A 20,209-nucleotide genomic window follows, 5' to 3' on the forward strand; every position below is an offset into this window, starting at 1 on the left:
AGTATCGTCAAGATGTGCCCTCCATGCCGTACTCCAGGTCGATCCTCCTGTGGATCTCCTGCTCCCTGGGCAGGTAGGCGGCGTAGAAGTCCCTGCCGCACTCGAGGTCGTCGAGCGCGACCTTGATCTCCTTTGTGAGGTACGGCCTGGCCTGCTCGGCCGTGAGCGTCGGCTCGTAGAAATTGCCGGGTTCGAGCTTGCTGTCGTCCATGTCGTCGGTCTTGCCCAGATGGACCACCTGGGCGCGGATCTCGGCCGAGCCCCGCTGGGCGATCGCGGTGGGGTTGGACTTGCTCACCCTGTAGCCCTTGCCCATCAGGCAGTCGGCCATGGCCTTGGCCTTCTCGGCCAGCGCGGGATCGCTGTCGAGCTCGCGCGCCAGCGCCTGGGTCTTCGCCTTGTCGGCCTGTTCGAAGTGGTCCATCATCGACTTCACCTCCTTCCCTGTGATCTTCTTCATGATGGTCGCGTAGCAGGCTTCCGAAGCGCTCTGGTAGGACTTGCGCTGCTCCGCGGAGAGTGAGCTCTGAATGGCCCAGTTCGGGTTGATGTCTGGGTTGTCGGGCTTGACCATCGGGTTGTTCTCGTACTCCTTGGGATAGACGTAGAACGAGAAGTGCCCGAACCCGTACTTGGCGCGCTCGGCCCTCATGGACTCGTAGTCGCCGGAGAACGCCTTCTTCCGCTGGTCGCTGAGCTGGGTCGGCGGGCTGACGTACGCGACGTACTTGAAGCCCTTCTGCTTCATGCAGGTGGCCATCTCGGCCTCCTTGCGCTGCTCGACTCCCTGGGCCTCTGGCCTGGGCGCCGCCGTCTGCGTGGCGGTGCCGCCGCAGCCGGCCGCCAGGGCGAGGGCGAGCAACGCCGTCGCGCGCCTCACTGGCCGGGCTCCGTGTCGATCACGGCCAGGAGGGAGGTCCGCTTCGGGATGAACATGAGGGAGAACTCCTTACCGCGCTCGAGGTGGTCGAGCGCGCTTCCGGTCAGGGGTGCATACTGCGATCCGGATCACCTCGTGCGGGGCGATCGCAAAGCGGACTGATCGCTTGGCACGGGAAGGACCATACTTCGGCCGACGAAGTATGGTCAAGCGGGACATCCGCGACGCCTGCCTTCGGGCTCGCCAGGATCGGGCGGTGGAGCGGTGGTGGGAGACTTGCCGCATGGTGTTCGCGCAGGTGACCCTCGACGACGTGGTGGCCGCACGTGAGCTGCTCGCCGGGGTGGTCGTGCCGACCCCTGTGCTGCGGTCGCGGATCCTGTCGGAGATCGTCGGCGGCCCCGTGCATCTCAAGTGCGAGAACCTCCAGCGGGCCGGCTCGTTCAAGGTCCGCGGCGCCTACGTCCGCATCGCCAAGCTGACCGACGACGACAGGCGGAGGGGCGTGGTCGCCGCCAGCGCGGGCAACCACGCGCAGGGCGTGGCGCTGGCCTCAGGCCTGGTCGGCACGCGGGCGACGGTCTACATGCCGGAGGCGGCGCCGCTGCCCAAGGTCGAGGCGACGCAGGCCTACGGGGCCGAGGTCGTGCTCGGCGGCGAGAGCGTCGACGTGGCGCTCGCGAGGGCGAAGGAGCACGCCGAGCGGACCGGCGCGGTGTTCATCCATCCGTTCGACCACCCCGACGTCATCGCCGGTCAGGGCACGATCGGGCTCGAGATCGTCGAGCAGCTCCCCGAGGCGGGCACGATCGTGCTCGGCATCGGAGGGGGAGGGCTGGCCGCAGGGGTGGCGCTGGCGGTCAAGTCGCTGCGCCCGGGCGTGCGCATCGTGGGGGTCCAGGCGGAGCAGGCCGCCGCCTACCCCGCCTCACTGGCCATGGGCGAGCCCGTCGTCGTGGACCCTTCGGGCACGATGGCCGACGGCATCGCGGTGGGCCGCCCCGGCGAGCTGCCCTTCGAGATGATCCACTACCTGGTCGACAGCGTGGTGACGGTGTCGGAGGAGGAGATCTCCAGGGCGCTCGTCCTGTGCGTCGAGCGCGCCAAGCTCGTGGTCGAGCCCGCGGGCGTGGTGGGCGTGGCGGCCCTGCTGGCCCACCCGCACGCCTTCGAGCCGCCCGTGGTGGCCGTGCTGTCGGGCGGCAACATCGACCCGCTGCTGCTGTCGAAGGTGCTCAGGCACGGCCTGGCCGCCGCGGGGCGCTACCTGACCGTGCGGATCAGGATGTCCGACCGTCCCGGCGCGCTCGCGCGGCTGCTCGGCACGCTCGGCGAGCTGCGCGCCAACGTGATCGACATCGCCCACGAGCGGGTCAACGCGCGCCTGCACGTCGACGAGGTCGAGGTCAAGCTGCAGGTCGAGACGCGCGGCCAGGCGCACTCCGACGAGGTGCTCGGCGCGCTGGGGAACGAGGGCTACAAGGTCTTCGTCGGCTGAAGGGCCGATCCAGACGGTTCACCTGCCGACGTGCCTGCGGGATCTCCTTGGTGCCCAGCTCGTCCGACTCGGCGAGGAACGCGTCGTGGCATGCCGGACGAGATACTCCGTCCAACGGAGCCCTTACAGGGCCGGCTTCCCCTTCTTGAAGAGCCAGGCGTCGAAGAGCTGGTCGAGCTGCTTGCCCGACGTCTTCTCCGCCAGCGCGACGAACTGGGGGGTGGTGACGTGTCCGTACTTGTGGTCCTGGGCCCACTTCTTGAGCAGCGCGAAGAAGGAGGTGTCTCCGACGGCCGTGCGCAGCGCGTGCAGCGTCATGGCGCCGCGGGTGTAGACCGAGTCGTTGAACAGGTCGTTCGGCTTCGCGTCGCCCGGCGGATAGGCCCACATCGGGTTGCCGGCCGGCTTGGCGTAGTAGTCGTCGAACAGGCTCTGCGCGCTCGCCCCGCCCTTGTGCTCCGACCACAGCCACTCGGCGTAGGTCGCGAAGCCCTCGTTGAGCCACAGGTCCTCCCACCGCCTGATGGACAGGCTGTCGCCGTACCACTGGTGGGCCAGCTCGTGGGCGATGATGCTCTCGTCGGGCTTGAAGCCCCCGTACATCGGCTTGGTCTGGTTCTCCAGCGCGTAGCCCGCGGCGAAGTCGTCGACCACGCCACCGGTGGAGGAGAAGGGGTAGGGGCCGAAGACTGTGCTCCAGTAGTCGGTGATCTCGCCCGTGACGGTGTGGAGGTTGTCGAGCGTGCTCCGGTACTTCGGATCGACGGCGGCCAGGTTGGGAACGCCCTTCGCCGTCCTGCCCTCACGCAGTTCGAACTTGCCGAGCGTCATCGTCGCCAGGTAGGTCACCATCGGATGCCGTTCCGACCAGGTGAAGGTGGTCCTGCCCCCGCTGGTGACCGGCTTCTTGGTCAGCTCTCCGTTGGCCAGGGCGGTCAGGCCCTCGGGCACGGTCAGCTCGAAATCGAAGCGGGCCTTGTCGGCGGGATGGTCGTTGGAGGGGAACCACGTCTTGGCGCCGTTGGGCTGGCAGACGACGTAGGCGCCGTCGGCGGTGGGGATGAACCCGTAGGTGCCCAGGTTGGAGGAGTCCTTGACCGGCTGGGGAACGCCCTCGTAGGTGACCGTGACGGTGAAGGAGCCGCCCTTCGCCAGGGGCGCGGCCGGCGTCACCGACAGCTCGTCGCCGCTGCGCGTGAACGTCGCCGGCTTGCCCGCGACGCTCACCTTCCCCACGTCGAAGCCCTTCAGATCGAGGTTGAAGCGCCGCAGGGACTGCGTGGCCTTCGCCTCGATCGAGACGTTCCCCGTCAGGGTCTTGGTGGCGGGGTTGTAACCCATCTTCAGCAGGTAGCGCGAGACGTCGTAACCGCCGTTGCCGTCGAGAGGGAAGTCGGGGTCGCCGATGCCCCGCGCGCCCCACTCCTGGCCCGACCGCGTGGGAGCGGGAGTCGGGGCGGTGGCAGTGGGAGTCGCGTCTCCGTCGGCGTTGGCGGAAAGAAGCGCATCCACGTTGGAGGGGGCGCAGGCGACCGCGCCCAGGAGCAGTACGAGCAGAGCGGAACGCATGGGTAACAAGCCTACGCGAGCAATCGTCGCTGGTCAGGCATCTACAGCAAGCGTCTTGGCCGCCTTGTCGCGCAGGGCCTGCTTGCGCCGGTCGAACAGGATCCAACCATCGTCAACGAGGCTCAAGCGGCACAGGGCGGTCAGACGGCGGCGACCAGCTGCCTGACCGCCGCCTGCCCGACCGTGATCGGCCGGCCCCTGTCGGTGACCACCTGCATTCCGAACTGCTTCCTGCCCAGCGTCTGCCCGTGCCAGTGGGCGTGCAGCCCAGGCGAACCTCTACAGGTTGCCGCGGCGCTCCTGCTCGCGCTCGATCGCCTCGAACAGCGCCTTGAAGTTGCCCTTGCCGAATCCGAGCGAGCCGTGCCGCTCGATCAGCTCGAAGAAGACCGTCGGGCGGTCCTGCACGGGCTTGGTGAAGATCTGCAGCAGGTAACCGTCCTCGTCGCGGTCGACGAGGATCTTGCGCTTCTTCAGCTCCTCGATCGGAGCCCGTACCTTGCCGATCCTGGCGCGCAGCTCGGGGTCGTCGTAGTAGGAGTCGGGGGTGTCGAGGAAGTCGACGCCGGCCGCCCTCATGTTGTCGACGGTGGTGAGGATGTCGTTGGTGGCCAGGGCGATGTGCTGCACGCCCGGGCCGCCGTAGAACTCCAGGTACTCGTCGATCTGCGACTTCTTCCGGCTGATGGCCGGCTCGTTGAGCGGGAACTTCACCTTGCGCGTGCCGTCCGCGACGACCTTCGACATCAGCGCGGAGTACTCGGTGGCGATGTCGTCGCCGACGAACTCCGCCATGTTGGTGAAGCCCATCACGCGCTTGTAGAACTCCACCCACTCGTCCATCTTGCCGAGCTCGACGTTGCCCACGCAGTGGTCGACCGCCTGGAAGAAGCGCTTGGCGGGCGGCTGTGTGATCGGCTCGGCCGCGCGGTAGCCGGGCAGGTAGACGCCCGAGTAGTTGGAGCGGTCGACGAGGGTGTGCCTGGTCTCGCCGTAGGTGGCGATGGCCGCGATCACCACCTTGCCGTCCTCGTCCTCCATCGTGTACGGCGCGGCGAGCCCGCGGGCCCCCTGCGCGACGGCGTGCTCATAGGCCGCCTCGACGTCGGGCACCTCGATGGCCAGGTCGATCACGCCGTCGCCGTGCTCGGCGACATGGCGGGCCATGTCCGTGCCAGGGCGCACCGACGAGCGGAGCTCGAACCGCGCCCCGCCCGAGGCCAGGACGTAGGCCACCTCGTCCCTGCTGCCGTTCTCTGGGCCGCGGTAGGCCACCAGCCTCATCCCGAAAGCGGTGGAGTAGTAGTGGGCCGCCTGCTTGGCGTTGCCCACGGCGAACACCACGGCATCCATGCCTTTGACCGGAAACACGTCGCTCATACAGGTAACTGTTGATTTGCATGGACGGTCTGCGCAACTGTCACTTGAAACAGTGGACAATTTGTCCATGACCATCGATGAACTGGACGCCAAACTGCTCAGTCTGCTCGCCACCGAGCCGCGCCTCGGCGTGCTGGAGTACTCCCGGAGGCTCGGCGTCGCCCGCGGCACGGTCCAGGCGAGGCTCGACCGCATGATCGCCAGAGGGGTCATCACCGGGTTCGGGCCCGACGTGTCGCCGACCGCGCTGGGCTACGACGTGACCGCGTTCGTGACGATGGAGATCAGACAGGTCAGCGGGCACGATCCGGTCGCCGACCGCCTCGCGCACATCCCCGAGGTGCTGGAGGTCCATACCATCACCGGCGGCAGCGACCTGCTGTGCAGGGTCGTCGCGCGGAGCAACTCCGACCTGCAGCGGGTCATCGACCAGATCGTTGACGTTCAGGGTGTTCTGCGAACCTCGTCGGTCATCGTGCTCGACACACCCGTCCCATACCGAGTTCTGCCATTGGTCGCCGATGTCCCGCGGCGGAGCGCCCGAAAGCCCTAGCATCGTTACCGATCGTTTATTCTTGGCCTTCCGCCCAGCTGACGGGGGTTTGCTGAGCTTGCGATCGGGGGCGCTTGTGCGGATCGGTGGGGACAAGGGCATGCGGAAGCGACGGATCCTTCGCTACGTGGGCATCGCGTTCGGGGTCGGCCTCGTCGCGATGATCGGCCTGTTCGGGGTGGCGTGGGCGATGACCCCCATCCCCGACAGCACCCAGAAGGACGCCACCGCCCAGGGCTCTGTGATCTACTACCGCGACGGCAAGAGCGTGCTGGCCAAGCAGGGCGTCAACCGCAGGAACGTCAAGCTGGAGCAGGTCCCCGAGCACGTGCGCGACGCGGTGATCGCCGCCGAGAACCGGTCCTTCTACACCGACAGCGGCGTGTCCTTCAAGGGAACGGCCCGCGCCGTCTGGTCCACCGTCACGGGAAAGCAGCTGCAGGGCGGCTCCACCATCACTCAGCAGATGGTCCGCAACTACTACAGCGGCCTCAGCCAGGAACGCTCGATCACCAGGAAGTTCAAGGAGATCCTGATCTCCATCAAGGTCGACCAGTCCAAGTCGAAGGACTGGGTGCTGGAGCAGTACCTCAACACCATCTACTTCGGCAGGGGCGCCAACGGCGTCCAGGCCGCGGCCCAGGCCTACTTCGGCAAGGACGTCGCCAAGCTGTCGGTGTCGGAGGGCGCCTACCTGGCCGCGGTCATCCAGCAGCCCAGCAGGTTCGCCGACCCCCAGGGCGCCGACCTCGACGCGGCCAGGACCAGGTGGAAGGCGATCGTCGACGCCATGGCGCAGACCAAGGCGATCACCCCCGAGCAGGCGGCGGCCCAGGTCCTCCCCAAGCTGGCCGCGCCCAAGGCCGCCTTCAGCCTGAAGGGCCAGGCCCAGGTCATGGTCGACAGGGTCCGCGAGGAGCTCCACGCCCGCGGCTACACCGACGAGGACATCAACGGCGGCGGCCTGAAGATCGTCACGACCTTCGACAAGAACCTCATGGCGGCGGCCGAGCGCGCGGTGAAGGCCGTCGTGCCGTCCGGCACGTCCAAGAAGGTCCGCACCGGCCTGGCCGCCGTCGACCCCGCGACGGGCGAGGTCGTCGCCTTCTACGGGGGGCCCAAGGACCAGTCGTGGGACAACGCCTTCTCCGCCAAGGTGCAGGCGGGCTCGACGTTCAAGCCGTACACGCTGGCCGCCGCGCTCGAGAACGGCCTCAGCCTGTCCACCACGGTCGACGGTAACTCGCCCATCACCGTGCCGGGCGCCTCCCAGCCCATCCCCAACGACAGCGGACGCTCCTACGGTCACATCAACCTGGTGAGCGCCACGCAGAACTCCGTCAACACCGCCTTCGTCGACCTCGGCCAGAAGGTCGGCCTGGACAAGGTGGCCAAGGTCGCCGAGGCGGCCGGCATCCCCGCCGGCCAGCTCGAACCGCACAAGGCGGCCGCCTCCTTCCCGCTGGGCGTGGCCTCGGTCAGCGCCGTGCAGAACGCCTCGGGCTTCGCCAGCCTCGCCAACGGCGGGGTCCACATGGAGACCCACGTCATCAAGTCGGTGACCGACTCCTACGGCAAGAGGTCCGTCGTCAAGCCCAAGTCGACGACCGTGGTCGGCAAGCAGGCCGCCGCCGACGCGATCTACGCCATGGAGCAGGTCGTCAAGTACGGCACCGGCACCGGCGCCCGCCTCTACGACAGGCCCGTCGCGGGCAAGACCGGCACCACCGACAGCTCGGGCGCCGTCTGGTTCAACGGTTTCACCCCGCAGCTGGCCACCGCGGTCAACATGTTCCGCGACGACAACAAGACCGTCGAGATCCCCGGGTACGGCGTGCAGTTCGGCGGCCAGTTCCCCGCGCGGATCTGGAAGGCGTTCATGACGGAGGCCATGGCCGGCAAGCCGGTCGAGCAGTTCCTCGAGCCCTCCGAGTACGGCGCGGACTCCTGGGACTACCGCGGCGAGGGTGACGACGTCGGCGACGGCTACGACCAGCGCGACAACGGCGACTGGAACGAGCGATGGAACGGCGACGGCGGCGACGACCAGCAGGTCACCTCGCCGCCTGCCTCGCCGCCCGACTCCTCGACGCCTGAGACCCCTGACACCCCTGTCATTCCCGAGGAGACCGACAGGGGCGATGCCAACACCGACGACCAGCAGTCCGACCAGCAGTCGAACCGGCCCGCCCGACCCGACAGCCCCGATCCGAACCCCACGACGGGGCCTGGCGAGCTGGAAGACGCCTCAACTCCCGGCGACCGCTAGCTCCGCGCGCAGGTCGGCGGGCGTGGTCACCGGTAGACGGCAGGTGAAGCCCCTGCAGACGTAGGCGGCGGGAGCGCCGTCGACGAGTCCGCGCCCTTCCAGCAGCGGCACGATCCCTCCGGAGCCGTCCTGGGCTCCCCGCGTGTCCGCCGTTCCCCACGCGCCTTCGGGCCCGAGGGCCACGACCAGGCCGGGGACGTCCGCCAGGAGCGCCGCCCTGTGCAGCTGGGCGGTGCGAGGGTCGTCGGGAGGCCCGACGACGGCCACCTCGACGGGCCCCGTCAGCGCCGCGCGCGCCACCGCGAGCCCCCATCCCGCGAACCTGGCGTGCCCTGTGGCCAGCACCGAGACCGTGCCCAGCGCCGCCTCAGCCGCCTGCCTGTGTCGCGAGGAGCCGGTGAGCGCGGCGTAGGACAGCAGCGCTCCCGCCGCGGCGAACTGGCCCGACGGCGTGGCGTTGTCCGCGGGGTCCTGCGGACGCTGGAAGAGCCGCTCGGCGTCGTCCGCGGTGTCGAAGAAGCCGCCGCGGCCGTCGGCGAAGCGGTCGAGCACCACGTCGAGCAGCCGGCCTGCCAGCTCGAACCAGCGCGTCTCGCCTGTCACGCCGTAGAGCGTGATCAGGCCCTCCGCCAGGTTCGCGTAGTCCTCGAGCACCCCGGCGTTGTGCCCAGGCCGCCCGTCACGGGAGGTCCTGAGCAGCCTGCCGTCCGTGACGTGCGTGCCTGCCAGGAGAGCCGCGGCCGCGCTCGCCGCCTCGACCAGGTCGGGACGTTCGAAGACCGTTCCCGTCTCGGCGAGGGCGGCGATGACCAGGCCGTTCCACGAGGCGACCACCTTGTCGTCGCGGCCAGGCCGTACGCGCAGGTCCCTGGCGGCCATCAGCCTGGCCCGCACCCGCTCGTACCTGCCGGTGTCGTCGGGGTCCTCCAGCAGCTGCAGCACCGAGGCGCCGTGCTCGAAGGTGCCCTTCACCTCGAACAGCTCGACGGCCCACTGCGCGTCCTCGCCCAGCGCCTCGTGCAGTTGCGCGGGGGTCCAGACGTAGAACCTGCCCTCCTCGCCCTCGCTGTCGGCGTCGAGCGCAGAGGCGAACCCGCCCTCGGGGGTGCGCATCTCGCGCAGCAGCCAGTCGGCCGTCTCCAGCGCCACCCGGCGAGCCAGCGGCGCTCCCGTGGCCTTCCACCAGTGCGTGTAGACCCTCAGCAGCAGCGCGTTGTCGTAGAGCATCTTCTCGAAGTGCGGCACGACCCACTCCGCGTCGACGCTGTAGCGCGCGAAGCCGCCGCCGAGCTGGTCGTAGATCCCGCCCCTCGCCATCGCTTCGAGCGTCCTGTCCGACATGGCGCGCTCGCCGCTTCTCAGCAGGAACTCCAGCACCATCGACGGGGGGAACTTCGGCGCGCCGCCGAAGCCGCCGCGCGCCGGGTCGAAGGAGCTCTCCAGGTTCGCGACGGCCAGTTCGAGCGTCTCCTCGGTCGGCAGCGCGCCGCCGGGCAGGGCCGTGCCGCTGTTGAGCGCCTCGACGACCTTCGACCCCTGTTCGAGCACCTGCTCCCTGTCGCCCGTCCAGGCGTTGTGCACGCCGACGAGCAGCCGCTGGAACTGCGGCCTGGGGAAGTAGGTGCCGCAGTAGAAGGGGTGGCCCTCGGGGGTGGCGAAGACCGTCATCGGCCAGCCGCCGTGCTGGGTCATGGCCTGCGTGGCGCTCATGTAGACGGCGTCGACGTCGGGCCGCTCCTCGCGGTCCACCTTCACGTTGACGAAGCGCGCGTTCATGAGCCGCGCGGTCTCGTCGTCCTCGAAGCTCTCGTGCGCCATGACATGACACCAGTGAATGTCAAGAAGCGTGTAACCAATGGCATGACGAATACCCAACTGAGATCAACAGGGGCACGTCACGCCTGGCAGCTTCTTGCATCGCCCCCTCTCCCCATGGCCACCAATCCACAGGATTGCTGGCGTGTTGGAGGAGGTAGGGAGACGTCTCGCCTACCAGACGGTTCATGACTCCACTGTCTCGCGTCTACACGTACGGGAGCAAGACGTGTGAGTCATGCGTGTACACGTGGTCGCAGTGACAGCCCTTCGACCAACTTGCAAACCCTCGCAGATTGCAAGTAGGTTGCTCGACGTACCACAGCAGAGAGCCCCGGCGCTTTGGACGGCCTACCGGGGCTCTCCCACACCCGGAGGGCTAACCCCGCATGCGCGTCTATCGTACCGAGCACGTCACCCACTTCACGGTGCTTCCCAACGCGATGTTGCAGCGTCACGACCTGTCGTTCGCCGCACTCGGCATCTTGGCCTACCTCCTGTCGCTCCCTGACGCCAATGACATGACGGTTGCCAAGCTTGAGAAGTCGCGCAAGGAGGGTAAGGCGATCGTCCGCGCTGCCGTCGCCGAGCTGCGCGCGGCTGGCTACTACATCAAGGAAGACCGCCAGGACGACAAGGGGCGTGTTCGCGGCTGGAGTGCCGTCTACGACCTTCCCCAGACGTTTTCGCAGGTCGTACCGACCGCCGACATTCCGCCAGTGGGTCATCCGCCAGTCGGTGAGCCGCACGCCGGTTTCTCGGCCGTGAACCCCGTAAAAGAAACTCCTGCAAAAGAAACCAACCCCCTTCCCGTCGTCGAGGAGACGCCCGCTAGGGCGGCTGTGATCGCCGTAGAGGCAACGACAAGGGAGGGGGAGGGTAGCGAGTCCCTGGAAGACAAGCGGGCGGCGTGCATGCCGCTCCTGGTCCGCGTGGGGCAGGCAGAGCCGCGCCTGAGGGTCGGTCTGCGCGAGGCGGGTCCGATCCTCGCCCTCATGGCTGACTGGCGCGACAGGGGCGCTAGTGACCGCGAGATCATCGCCGCTGTCACCGCTGGCCTTCCTTCCGAGATCCGCAGCGCGGCGAAGCTGATCGCTCACAGGCTCACCGACAAGATGCCCATCCGCCTCGACGCGCCCACGGTCGCCGCTCTGCCGCCGCTGGTTGACTGCCCCGGCTGTGACAAGCCGTTCCGTGGTGATGGCCTGTGCGCTCCCTGCCGTGCCGCCGCGAGTGTCGAAAACCTCGACCAGGCCGACGATTCCGCTCACCACAGCATCGCCGCTGACCTTCGTCGCCGGATGGGATGGCGGATGGCTAGCTAGCCCGATATGCATCGACTTTGCAAGTAGGGGTAGCATCTCTTGCAAGTTAGTAGACGTGCCAGCGATCAGCAGCGATCATGTTGGGTGATCGGTAACAATCCCCCGCTACTGCGGGGGTTCACGTCGAAACGAGAGAGGCTTAAACCCGTGCGAACGTACACCTACATTGATAACGACAAGCGCGCCCGGATGCTTGACCTACTTAGGCAGGGAGTTAATTACGCCGACATTGCAAGCGAACTCGGCATTTCCTATAGCTCTGTAGCGCATCACGCCAGGAACGCGGGTTTTGGGCGACGACAGCCAAGCCATAAGGCTGCGCTGCCCTGGACTCTGGCCCCACGACACAAGCTGTGCATGCCCGCACAGCGTCTACGCGACCTATCCCGGCTTTCTCAAGGTCTTGATGTAGACGCTTACAAGCGCGCAGGCGCCATTAGATGGGCACAGGATCTAGTCGCAAAGGGTTTGGATGTCGCTTACGAAGTGGACGCGCCCCCTTCGGAGTTCTCCCTTGATGGCGGGTTTTACACCGTTGCAGCGGCGAGCGCCGACCCGCGCGAAACGCACATCGGGCGGGTTCTTCAAGCGGCAATGGATGGGTACAAGGGCAACTAGTTGGGGAGCGTTTAAGGCCAGGGCTTAGGCTCTGGCCTTTCGCATGTCCGGGGAGTATCAGGGCGGGCGCCCTGGACGCTCGAACCCTCACGAAGGGTTACCGCCGTTACCTAGTTGAAACCTTGACTGCCCAGGTTTCGCCTGGTCACTCAAACCCCTTATGGTGTGATCTCAAACGAGGGATCACGAAGAGTTAGGCGCTATGGGGATGGGACCTGCAAACGCGTTTGAGATCGTGGAGGTGGCACGCGTGGACCTGGCACGGGGTGTGAGGCGGGTAGAGATCGTCTACCGGGACGGGGTCGAGGTAGAGCTTAGGATTCCGCACCCGGCAGGGCCGGAAGTGCTGGCGGAAACCGTCAACGAGGTTCCCCGGAACGCCCACCTGATCGGCTCCTACACCGACACCGAGGACGACGGGCGCGTGTACACGTACAGCTCGTTTTGGATTCCTGCCCAGGTGGGCTGTGGCGCCTGCAAATGCGCATCCGGGGTTACAGGCTCGCATTGCAAGTTGGTTGCCGTCTAAGCTGGGACATGTCCAGCCGGGGGCGCGCCCCGAAGGGGAAGGCTCCCGGCAGGCCGGTCCTTGAGAACTGCATAGAGATGAACACGCCTCATCTAAGGAGGCAACTACGGCCAAACACCGGTCCGTATCCCAGCTAACGAGCTTCGCCGCCTGCGGTGAGGCTTACCGCCTCGAAAGGGTCGCGAAAGCGCCCCAAACGCCCGCAGCGTGGTTCGCGCAGGGCACCGCAGTACACGAGGCCGTAGAGCGCTGGGAACGCACCTACAGAGCACACAGCACCGAACAGGCCCAAGAGTGGTACTACGAAGCGTGGGTGCGAGAGATCGAGGCGTTTCGCGAGCGAGAGCCCGACGTATCCAGGTGGCAGGCCCCAGGCCGAACCAAACCCGCAACCGACCTAGCCAACCGGCTAGAGCGTGGGGCGGACCAGGTCGCCGGATACATCGAGTACTCCCTAACGAACACTCAGCTACTCCCCGTTGAGTACCTACCGGGAGAGCCCGGCGCCGAAGTGCCCTTCGAGCTGGACCTTGAGGGCGTTCGCGTCATCGGGTCTATAGACCTGATCCTCGTGGACTCTCGCGGGCGCCTGCGGGTGCGAGACATCAAGACAGGTAGTCGCCTACCGTCAAGCCCTATCCAGCTAGCCGTGTACCGGCTGGCCGTTGAGGAGCTGCTAGGGGACGCCCCTAGTTGGGGTGACTACTACATGGCAAAGAACAACGCACCGACACAACCGTATGACCTGACGCGCTTCGACAGGCGAGAGGTCTCCCGGTGGTTCCGGGACATGGACGCCTCGGAGAAGGAAGGGCGCTACCTTTCGAATCCAGGCGAATCCTGTAAGACGTGTGGCGTACGCCGGTACTGCTCAGTCATGGGCAGTGACCGGTCTTTTTTTCGCCCTTAGATTGCAAGTTGGTTGAGGAGGGATCACATGGCAGAGGACTACCCCTATGCGCTCGACCTTGAGCTGACCGACAGCCAGGGCCGCAAGACCGGCCTGTTTCACGTGCGCGCCCAGAGTGCGCCGGACTTCCTCGCGGAGCTTCGCGAGATCGACGAGGATTTCGGGCTTGCCCTCGGCGAGGCCGTCAAGACGGTCCGCGTGTACGGCCTGCTGAAGGACGCCCTAGGCGTTGAGCCGGTTGCGCAGGGCCAGGCCGCTAGGCCAGCAGCTCAGCCCCGCCAGGCCGCACCCCGCCAGACGCAGCGACCGCAGCGCGCCCCTGAGGGCCAAGACGCACCTTGGCCGGATGAGGCCCCTCCCGGCGAGGAGGAGCCGTATTGCGATCACGGCCCCATGAAGTACGTGGCGGCTGGCACGAGCAAGGCCACGGGTAAGCCGTACAAGGCGTTTTGGGCCTGCACGGCGGACCGTAACGACCCGAACCGCTGCAAGAGCGTCACTGCCTAGTGTTCACGCTCCAGCGCGCTAGGGCGAAAGCTGGAGACGCGGGCGCCGAGCTGCCCAACCCGTTCCGCCGTCTGGCGCGGGAAGGCGTCGGGTTCCGTCGCGGTGAGCTGTCGCTTATCGCGGCGGGGCCTGGCGTTGGCAAGAGCGCTATCGCGCTTCGGCTCGCAGTCGAGGCAAAGGTCTCCACGCTCTATTTCTCCGCAGACAGTGACGCTGCCATTCAATACGAGCGCGCGGCAGCGATGCTGTCCGGCAGGGAGATGCACGAGATAGCCGCGATGGTCGAGTCAGGCGATACGCGCTATCTCGATAGCAAGCTTGCGGGGCTAAGGAAACTCCGCTGGAACTTCGACTCTTCACCGTCCCTCGACCTGATCGAAGCGAACGTCAAAAGCTGGGCGTACGTTTACGGCAACTATCCGGAGTTGATTGTCGTCGATAACGTCGGCGACGTCTCGCCAGACGTCGAGGATGGCGGGCACATCGGCCTAGAGAACGTCATGTCGTATCTAGCCGACCTAGCTAGACAGACAACCGCCCACGTTTGCGCGTTGCATCACCTGACAGGCGAATACGACGACGGCACACAGCCGCCGCCCCTGTCTGCCCTCAAGGGCAAGATCAGCAAGAAACCGGCGCTTGTCTTGAATCTGTTCCGGCCGGACGTCGGAAAGCTCGGGGTCGTGATCGGGAAGAACCGACACGGACGCCCCGACGTTGGAAACCAGTACAGGGTCACGCTGAATAGCGACCTGGCGCGAATGCTAATCACAGACTAAGAGGCGTCATGAAGCTTTGCGGGTACGGCGATTGCATGAACACGCGGAAATGGGACGGCTACTGCACGACCCACCGCGAGCACATGGAGAAGTACGGCCGATGCTTCCCTACGCGCTCGTACGGCAAGGTGAAGGAATGGCGCGGTTGCGATACCCCCGGCTGTAACGGGGTTCATAAGGGCAACGGCTTGTGTGGCCGGTGCTACATCGCGGACTACCGAAAGAGGAAGGCAACCGCCGTTGTTTAAGATCAACCGAGAATACAGCATGAGTGACGTTATCTCCCTGAATATCGAGGGGATGGGGTGGGAGGCCGTCACTCCTGGAACGCTCACCATCCTTAACGCGAACATGATTGCTTTCGTGGACGCTGACGGCGATCAGGTCAACGTGGACCAGGAGCGCGTCATTGCGTCCGCCGTGCGCCCGATTGTGGTTGAGGCTGCGTAGTGACGAGTGAGTAACCCCAGTAAGCAGAAGGGAACCGCTTTCGAGCGGCTATCCGCCGACTACCTAGCGGAAACCATCCCCGGTTTCGACCGCATCGGTAGCGTGGATTTCGGGGCAGGCGATCTCAAGTCGCCTTTCCCGATCCCCCACGAATGCAAGGCGGAAAAGAAGATCACGCTTTCCGAGTACGCCAAGCAGATCAAGGCGATTAAGGAACGCCTCGGCGCCTCACTCGGCGCCGTAATCGTCAAGGCGCCACGCAAGCCGGTAGGCCAGGCGTATGTGTTCCACACCCTTGAGGAATGGCGCGCGATGCTGCCAACGATCGCGGAACACCTCGACGAGATCGAGGCTCGCCTACACGCTGAGTAGCGGCCGGCCCTTCGGTCGCGGTTGAAGGAACCGCAGGTCAACGCGACGCGGCATGTTGCCGGCCAGCGCGGAGAGTAACCAACCTAGAGACAGGAGACCCCCTCATGACCCTCCCCAAGGTGACCGACGCCGAGATGATCGACACTCTTAAGGCGGTCGTCGCCGAGAAGCCCGATTACGTCTACGGGGCCCCCGAGCACATGGCGGACGGAACGGGCCAGTGCTATTACGTCCACACGGACGCAGAGAACGAGGAAAAGCTTGCTCCCGGCTGCCTGGTTGGCGTTGCCCTTAACCGTCTGGGCGTTCCGCTCGAAACGCTCCAGAAGCACGAGGCCGACAACGCCTTTTGTGTGATCGGCAGGGTAGTCGAGGGCATTTCCGACGTGGCGCTAGAGTTCGCGCATCTCCTGCAGATTCGGCAGGACAACGGCGCGACGTGGGGCGAAGCGCTCGCATATGTCGAAGCCCGTAAGGGCTAGGGCCAAATGAACATGCTGGTAGTCGGCTCTACAGCCCTCGCACACTGGTATGGCGACACGGCCATAGAGCCAAAAGACCTAGACGTCTTCAGCGCCACCGACGCAACCGGCGCCGATGTCTTCTGGGATGACGACTTTACACCGTGGCTCGCGGAGAGGCGGGGGACTGCCTACGCAACCCCAGACGAGCTAATCACCATTAAGGCGTCACATGCCTATTGGGACCTGCGCAACGGGTCATGGCACAAACACATGGGCGATCTGCTCTTTCTGAAGAAACGCGGAGCGCGCATCATCCCCGAACTTCACGACATGCTGTATCGGGTTTGGGAACGTCGCCACGGGGTCAAACAGGTCAACCTAACCCTAGAGGCTGCCGACTTCTTCAACGACGCCGTCAGGCGCATCTACGACCACGACAGCATTCATGACAGCGTGGCCTATGGCGAAAGGCCGCTATACGAAAGCGTCCTGAAAGACGGCGCTACCGTGCAGGTCGATATGTCCAAGGTTCGCGCGCTGTCATACGACGATCAGGTACGGCTCTTTCGTGAAGAAATCTATGCGACCGCGCTTGAACGGCAGGTCATCCCGAGCGACTACACATGCTCGCCGCGATGGGCCTACGCCTGGGCGCTTCGACGCACCATTACATCACTGACAAAAGGCTGGTCGGCCCGCTTCATAGTGGCCAACTATGACGTGTTCTACCGTCCCGATATGAACTATGTGGCGCGGCACCTAAGCCGCGCCGATCGGCTGATTCCTCTGGAGGGAAAGTAATGACGTACAACATTAACCTTGCCGACGCTTCGCCCCGCGAGGTGGAAGAGGCCGTTCTCGGCCACCGGGGCGCCCAGTTCTATGACGGCTCGTGGTGGTTCTGGCGAGACGAGAACAACGAGAGCGGCACTGAGGTTGAGGGCCTCGGGAACGTGGCCACCGTTCAGACGGAAGGCGGCGGCGAGGGTGAGGGCGAGCACACGCACGTTGTTATCAAGGTGACTCAGGGCGATGTGACTCGGTACTTCAAGAAGACCGGCTATTACTCCTCCTATGGTGGCACGACCTGGGACGGCGAGATTCGTTCAGTCTGGCCGACCACTAAGACAGTCACTGTCTACGAATGATTGCGCTGTGGCTGAGCAGGCCATAGCCGAAGTGCTCATGCACTACGGCGCCGAATACGTGCCCGAAGGGTACAAGTGGGCGCCCATGAAATGCCCATTCCATGACGACCGTAGCGCGTCCGCGTCGGTATCAACCGAGCGCGGCGCGTTCAAATGCCACGCCTGCGAAGCGCACGGCGACACGTTCTCAATCGTCCAATGGAAGGAGGGCTGCGATTTTGTTGGTGCCGTCGAAATCCTCACTGGAATTCTTGGCGCAGAGCACAAGGCACTATCAAAGGGCAATGCGAGGAAGCCCCGCAGAAGAGTATTTGACGCAGCGGGGGCTAACGCCGGACAGCATTCGATCCTTTCGATTGGGCTACGTCGCAAGTTCAATGCCGGGTCATGAGAAGTACGTCGGACGCATAGCGATCCCGTACCTTTCCCCGGACGCAATGACGCTACAGATTCGATTCCGCCGAGTAGGCGACGGCGACGGACCAAAGTTCCTGTCCGTCCCTGGCGACATTCCCAGGCCGTACAACACACGCGTGTTGGAAGAGGACCACAACGTGATGTTCACGGTTGAGGGCGAACCTGACACGTGGATTGCAACACAGTGCGGCTTGCCCGCTATCGGATTCCCTGGCGTGTCCTCGTGGCGCCCGGAATGGGCGCTAGCGCTCAAGCAATATGACGTCGTCTACCACCTAGCGGATGCCGACGATAAGGGCCAGGGGCAAGAGCTAGGCGAGCGCATCGCGCGCGACTGCGGAAACGTCCGCATCATCCTTATGCCGGAAGGCCACGACGTGAACAGCCTCGTTAAGGCGGAAGGGCCGGAAGCCCTGCTTAGGAAGGTTGGAATGCAGCATGTCTGACGGAGACTCGACCTGTCGCGACGACAATTGCGAATGGTGCGTCGGATTCAAGGCCGGTTACAGCGCTGGTCACGACGCCGGATATGAGGCGCGTTTGGTGGAGGAGCGGGGATGAGTGACGAGGACATCCGCAAGGACTATGAGGCTTGGCTACGCGCCACCGACGTCAACCGCGTGTACACGCAAGAGGAATTCTGGACCGAAGCATTCAAGGCCGGATGGAACACCGCTCTAGGCCACGTGAGAGCAACGAATGGGGAGGGCAGTAGGCATTACCTCTGACCAGCTAGCAGAAGCCGTAGAAGACGCAATCAGAGCCGCAAAGGCGCGCGTGGTCGGGGTCGGTAAAGAGCAGTACGACGAGGGCGATACGCAGCGATTCGAAAGCATGACCATTCGCGAACTCCTCGAATGGGCGAGCGAAGAGGCTGAAGACCTCATTGTGTACGGCGTCATGGCTCGCATCCGCATCAAGCGCATACAGCGTGAACTCAAGAAGGGCTTCGACCTGTGAGTGACACTTTCGACAAGCTCGGCGGCAGCTCGGCGACGCTCGCCAGGTTCATTCGGAACGCGATCATTGCCGACGCTATCGGCGTGGTCGATCTGAAGGACCTGCCCCCCGAGGTTGATTCCCTCGTGAGTCTTGCCGTCGATAAGTGGGACGAGGCGGACGACGCGGCGCTAGACGGCATGGTCGTGCTGATTCTCCTGATGATCTCCATGACCGCGATGAGTGAGATGCGGAGCAGCCCCGACCTCGCCGACCCGAACAACCACTTCCCGAAGTACTAGACCCCTACGCCGGTGCGGGCGCCTTCGGGCGCCCCCGGCATTCCCCCCAAGGAGACACCATTAAGCGAATCCTGATCTACCCGGACGCGCAGATTCCGTACCACAACCCCCGACAGGTGAAGGCCCTACACGGCTACATCCATGCGACCAAGCCTGACGGCCTTGTCATCATCGGCGATTTCATGGACTACGCGGGGCCGTCGCGCTGGAACAAGGACACCCGCGCGGAATTCGAAAACAACGTGTTCAAGGAAAGCGAGCTAGGTAAGCGCATCCTCGGCGACCTACGGCGCGGCTACGACGGACCGACAGACTTCATCGAGGGGAATCACGACGCGAACCCACGTCGATACCTCACCAAGCACGCGCCCGCGCTAGCGGAATCGAACGCCTTCAACGTCGAGACGCTACTTGACTTCGACTCCCACGGAATCAACATCATCCGGGGAAGCCTCGACATCGCCCCCGGCTGGGTCGCGATGCACGGTCACGCAACCGGAATTCGTACCGTCACACAGCCCGGCATGTCTGCAGTGAAGCTCGTGGACAAGCTAGAGAAGTCCGTCGCGATCGGTCACGTTCACCGGCTAGGGCTCATGCCACAGACGAAGGGCACAACCGCCAAGCATTCCGTTCGCTGGGGAATGGAAGTTGGCAACGTGATGGACATGCGCAAGGCGCAATACCTCGGACACGTCACAGCGAACTGGCAGTCGGGTTTCGGAATGCTCCACGTGGACGGCAAGCGGGTTAGGCCGGAATTGATTCCGATGGACGACAACGGTTCGTTCATCGCGGACGGGAAGGTTTGGAGTTGATCACAGAGCTAGTCATGCGGACGGCGGAATCAGTCGGGCGGAAGGTCGCTCGCGACTGGCCGCACATGGACGCCGACGACATCACGCAAGAGATTCTTGTTAAGGCGTGTACACGGGCTGACGTCTACAACGGAATGTCGGACGGCGAACTGTACGTGTCGCTCTCCCGCGAGGCTGTCGCCTACTGCGCACGAGAGCGCGCCGACTACGTCACCCGAACCGCCCGATACATCTACACGCCCGACGAGGCTCGCGCGCTCCTGTCGATCGCTGTCGAGACGCTAGGGGCGGAATGGGACGCTCCCACGAAGGACGGCTATGTAGCCGCCCCTGACGCGGGGAACGTCGTCGTGTCCCTGTGGGACCTACGTGCGGCGCTAGACGAGCTGCGGCCCGACTGGAGAGACGTCCTTGTGCGCCGTGCGGAAGGCGAGACGTACAGCGCCGCGCAGCGCGAGGAGGCGCAGGCGCGCGGCTGGCGGCCGGTCGCCAGGGGCGAGCACATGAAGCACTCAAGGGCGCTGGAACGGCTAACGCAGATCCTCAACCGAACCGTGAACCGACCGCCTGGCGACCACGACGGGCCTGGCGCGCGTAAGGCGGTATCGAACGCTCGCGCTTTGGCGACGACGCACGACGACAGGGACGGCAAATGAGTCAGTTGCTT

25 protein-coding genes and 1 pseudogene are annotated in these 20,209 nt (G+C 65.2%); 21 read left to right on the forward strand and 5 right to left on the reverse strand.

Annotation, left to right across the window (positions count from 1 at the left end; translation table 11 throughout):
• Positions 1–7 precede the first annotated feature (7 nt).
• Positions 8–880, reverse strand: coding sequence for a hypothetical protein (locus tag ABFX55_RS41400; RefSeq protein ID WP_346128887.1), 873 nt, complete (start codon positions 878–880; stop codon positions 8–10).
• Between the two features lie 283 nt (positions 881–1,163).
• Here ABFX55_RS41400 and ilvA point away from each other — a divergent pair, with 283 nt between their 5' ends.
• On the forward strand, positions 1,164–2,378 hold the full coding sequence (gene ilvA, locus ABFX55_RS41405) for a threonine ammonia-lyase (RefSeq protein ID WP_183655254.1): 1,215 nt from the start codon (positions 1,164–1,166) through the stop codon (positions 2,376–2,378).
• Between the two features lie 123 nt (positions 2,379–2,501).
• Here the strand turns inward: ilvA and ABFX55_RS41410 are convergent, their stop codons facing one another.
• From ABFX55_RS41410 to hppD, 3 genes are all read right to left on the reverse strand, one after another.
• Complete coding sequence (locus ABFX55_RS41410; protein WP_346128889.1) at positions 2,502–3,947, reverse strand: M1 family metallopeptidase; 1,446 nt, start codon at positions 3,945–3,947, stop codon at positions 2,502–2,504.
• Between the two features lie 140 nt (positions 3,948–4,087).
• A complete protein-coding gene (locus ABFX55_RS50075; RefSeq protein WP_379479069.1) occupies positions 4,088–4,213 on the reverse strand; it encodes an RDD family protein in 126 nt (41 codons plus the stop codon).
• 13 nt (positions 4,214–4,226) lie between these two features.
• Positions 4,227–5,327: a 4-hydroxyphenylpyruvate dioxygenase gene (hppD, locus tag ABFX55_RS41415; protein ID WP_346128890.1), complete on the reverse strand. Its 1,101-nt coding sequence runs from the start codon at positions 5,325–5,327 to the stop codon at positions 4,227–4,229.
• Positions 5,328–5,394: 67 nt separating this feature from the next.
• On the opposite strand from hppD, the gene ABFX55_RS41420 reads away from it, so the two are divergent.
• Both ABFX55_RS41420 and ABFX55_RS41425 read left to right on the forward strand, forming a co-directional pair.
• Positions 5,395–5,880, forward strand: coding sequence for an Lrp/AsnC family transcriptional regulator (locus ABFX55_RS41420; RefSeq protein ID WP_346128891.1), 486 nt, complete (start codon positions 5,395–5,397; stop codon positions 5,878–5,880).
• Positions 5,881–5,980: 100 nt separating this feature from the next.
• Positions 5,981–8,149, forward strand: coding sequence for a transglycosylase domain-containing protein (locus tag ABFX55_RS41425; RefSeq protein WP_346128893.1), 2,169 nt, complete (start codon positions 5,981–5,983; stop codon positions 8,147–8,149).
• On the opposite strand, the pseudogene ABFX55_RS41430 reads toward ABFX55_RS41425, so the two are convergent.
• A pseudogene (locus ABFX55_RS41430) lies at positions 8,129–10,154 on the reverse strand (thioredoxin domain-containing protein). The gene ABFX55_RS41425 and the pseudogene ABFX55_RS41430 sit on opposite strands and share 21 nt — an antisense overlap.
• Before the next feature lie 199 nt (positions 10,155–10,353).
• On the opposite strand from ABFX55_RS41430, the gene ABFX55_RS41435 reads away from it, so the two are divergent.
• From ABFX55_RS41435 to ABFX55_RS41515, 18 genes are all read left to right on the forward strand, one after another.
• Positions 10,354–11,289 (forward strand): hypothetical protein, encoded by a 936-nt coding sequence (locus tag ABFX55_RS41435; RefSeq protein ID WP_346128895.1) that lies wholly within the window; start codon positions 10,354–10,356, stop codon positions 11,287–11,289.
• A gap of 147 nt (positions 11,290–11,436) precedes the next feature.
• Complete coding sequence (locus ABFX55_RS50080; protein ID WP_428834782.1) at positions 11,437–11,907, forward strand: winged helix-turn-helix domain-containing protein; 471 nt, start codon at positions 11,437–11,439, stop codon at positions 11,905–11,907.
• Positions 11,908–12,157: 250 nt separating this feature from the next.
• Complete coding sequence (locus tag ABFX55_RS41440) at positions 12,158–12,436, forward strand: hypothetical protein (RefSeq protein WP_346128897.1); 279 nt, start codon at positions 12,158–12,160, stop codon at positions 12,434–12,436.
• A 67-nt stretch (positions 12,437–12,503) separates the two neighbouring features.
• Complete coding sequence (locus ABFX55_RS41445; RefSeq protein WP_346131399.1) at positions 12,504–13,346, forward strand: RecB family exonuclease; 843 nt, start codon at positions 12,504–12,506, stop codon at positions 13,344–13,346.
• A 27-nt stretch (positions 13,347–13,373) separates the two neighbouring features.
• Complete coding sequence (locus ABFX55_RS41450; RefSeq protein WP_346128898.1) at positions 13,374–13,853, forward strand: hypothetical protein; 480 nt, start codon at positions 13,374–13,376, stop codon at positions 13,851–13,853.
• A complete protein-coding gene (locus tag ABFX55_RS41455; RefSeq protein WP_346128899.1) occupies positions 13,853–14,632 on the forward strand; it encodes a DnaB-like helicase C-terminal domain-containing protein in 780 nt (259 codons plus the stop codon). The genes ABFX55_RS41450 and ABFX55_RS41455 overlap by 1 nt, the downstream gene beginning before the upstream one ends.
• Before the next feature lie 267 nt (positions 14,633–14,899).
• Positions 14,900–15,082, forward strand: a complete 183-nt coding sequence (locus tag ABFX55_RS41460) for a hypothetical protein (protein WP_346128901.1) — start codon at positions 14,900–14,902, stop codon at positions 15,080–15,082.
• A gap of 6 nt (positions 15,083–15,088) precedes the next feature.
• Complete coding sequence (locus ABFX55_RS41465; protein WP_346128903.1) at positions 15,089–15,454, forward strand: hypothetical protein; 366 nt, start codon at positions 15,089–15,091, stop codon at positions 15,452–15,454.
• Positions 15,455–15,558: 104 nt separating this feature from the next.
• Positions 15,559–15,936, forward strand: coding sequence for a hypothetical protein (locus ABFX55_RS41470; RefSeq protein WP_346128905.1), 378 nt, complete (start codon positions 15,559–15,561; stop codon positions 15,934–15,936).
• Positions 15,937–15,942: 6 nt separating this feature from the next.
• Positions 15,943–16,719 (forward strand): DUF7275 domain-containing protein, encoded by a 777-nt coding sequence (locus ABFX55_RS41475; RefSeq protein ID WP_346128907.1) that lies wholly within the window; start codon positions 15,943–15,945, stop codon positions 16,717–16,719.
• Positions 16,719–17,066 carry a hypothetical protein gene (locus ABFX55_RS41480; RefSeq protein ID WP_346128909.1) on the forward strand — a complete coding sequence of 116 codons (348 nt, stop codon included), beginning with the start codon at positions 16,719–16,721 and terminating at the stop codon, positions 17,064–17,066. Before ABFX55_RS41475 ends, ABFX55_RS41480 begins: the two co-directional genes overlap by 1 nt.
• Positions 17,067–17,073: 7 nt before the next feature.
• Positions 17,074–17,457 carry a CHC2 zinc finger domain-containing protein gene (locus ABFX55_RS41485; RefSeq protein ID WP_346128910.1) on the forward strand — a complete coding sequence of 128 codons (384 nt, stop codon included), beginning with the start codon at positions 17,074–17,076 and terminating at the stop codon, positions 17,455–17,457.
• A 142-nt stretch (positions 17,458–17,599) separates the two neighbouring features.
• Positions 17,600–17,929 (forward strand): toprim domain-containing protein, encoded by a 330-nt coding sequence (locus tag ABFX55_RS41490; RefSeq protein WP_346128911.1) that lies wholly within the window; start codon positions 17,600–17,602, stop codon positions 17,927–17,929.
• 111 nt (positions 17,930–18,040) lie between these two features.
• On the forward strand, positions 18,041–18,211 hold the full coding sequence (locus ABFX55_RS41495) for a hypothetical protein (protein ID WP_346128913.1): 171 nt from the start codon (positions 18,041–18,043) through the stop codon (positions 18,209–18,211).
• 49 nt (positions 18,212–18,260) lie between these two features.
• On the forward strand, positions 18,261–18,443 hold the full coding sequence (locus ABFX55_RS41500) for a hypothetical protein (protein ID WP_346128915.1): 183 nt from the start codon (positions 18,261–18,263) through the stop codon (positions 18,441–18,443).
• Entirely contained in the window at positions 18,440–18,724 is a 285-nt protein-coding gene (locus ABFX55_RS41505; protein WP_346128917.1) for a hypothetical protein, read from the forward strand. Before ABFX55_RS41500 ends, ABFX55_RS41505 begins: the two co-directional genes overlap by 4 nt.
• A 92-nt stretch (positions 18,725–18,816) precedes the next feature.
• The gene (locus ABFX55_RS41510) at positions 18,817–19,542 is read left to right on the forward strand and encodes a metallophosphoesterase (RefSeq protein ID WP_346131401.1); all 726 of its coding nucleotides are present in this window, start codon (positions 18,817–18,819) and stop codon (positions 19,540–19,542) included.
• A gap of 65 nt (positions 19,543–19,607) precedes the next feature.
• The gene (locus ABFX55_RS41515; protein ID WP_346128919.1) at positions 19,608–20,198 is read left to right on the forward strand and encodes a hypothetical protein; all 591 of its coding nucleotides are present in this window, start codon (positions 19,608–19,610) and stop codon (positions 20,196–20,198) included.
• Positions 20,199–20,209 lie beyond the last annotated feature (11 nt).

It is taken from the genome of Nonomuraea roseola, from assembly GCF_039535395.1.
Classification (GTDB): Bacteria; Actinomycetota; Actinomycetes; order Streptosporangiales; family Streptosporangiaceae; genus Nonomuraea; species Nonomuraea roseola.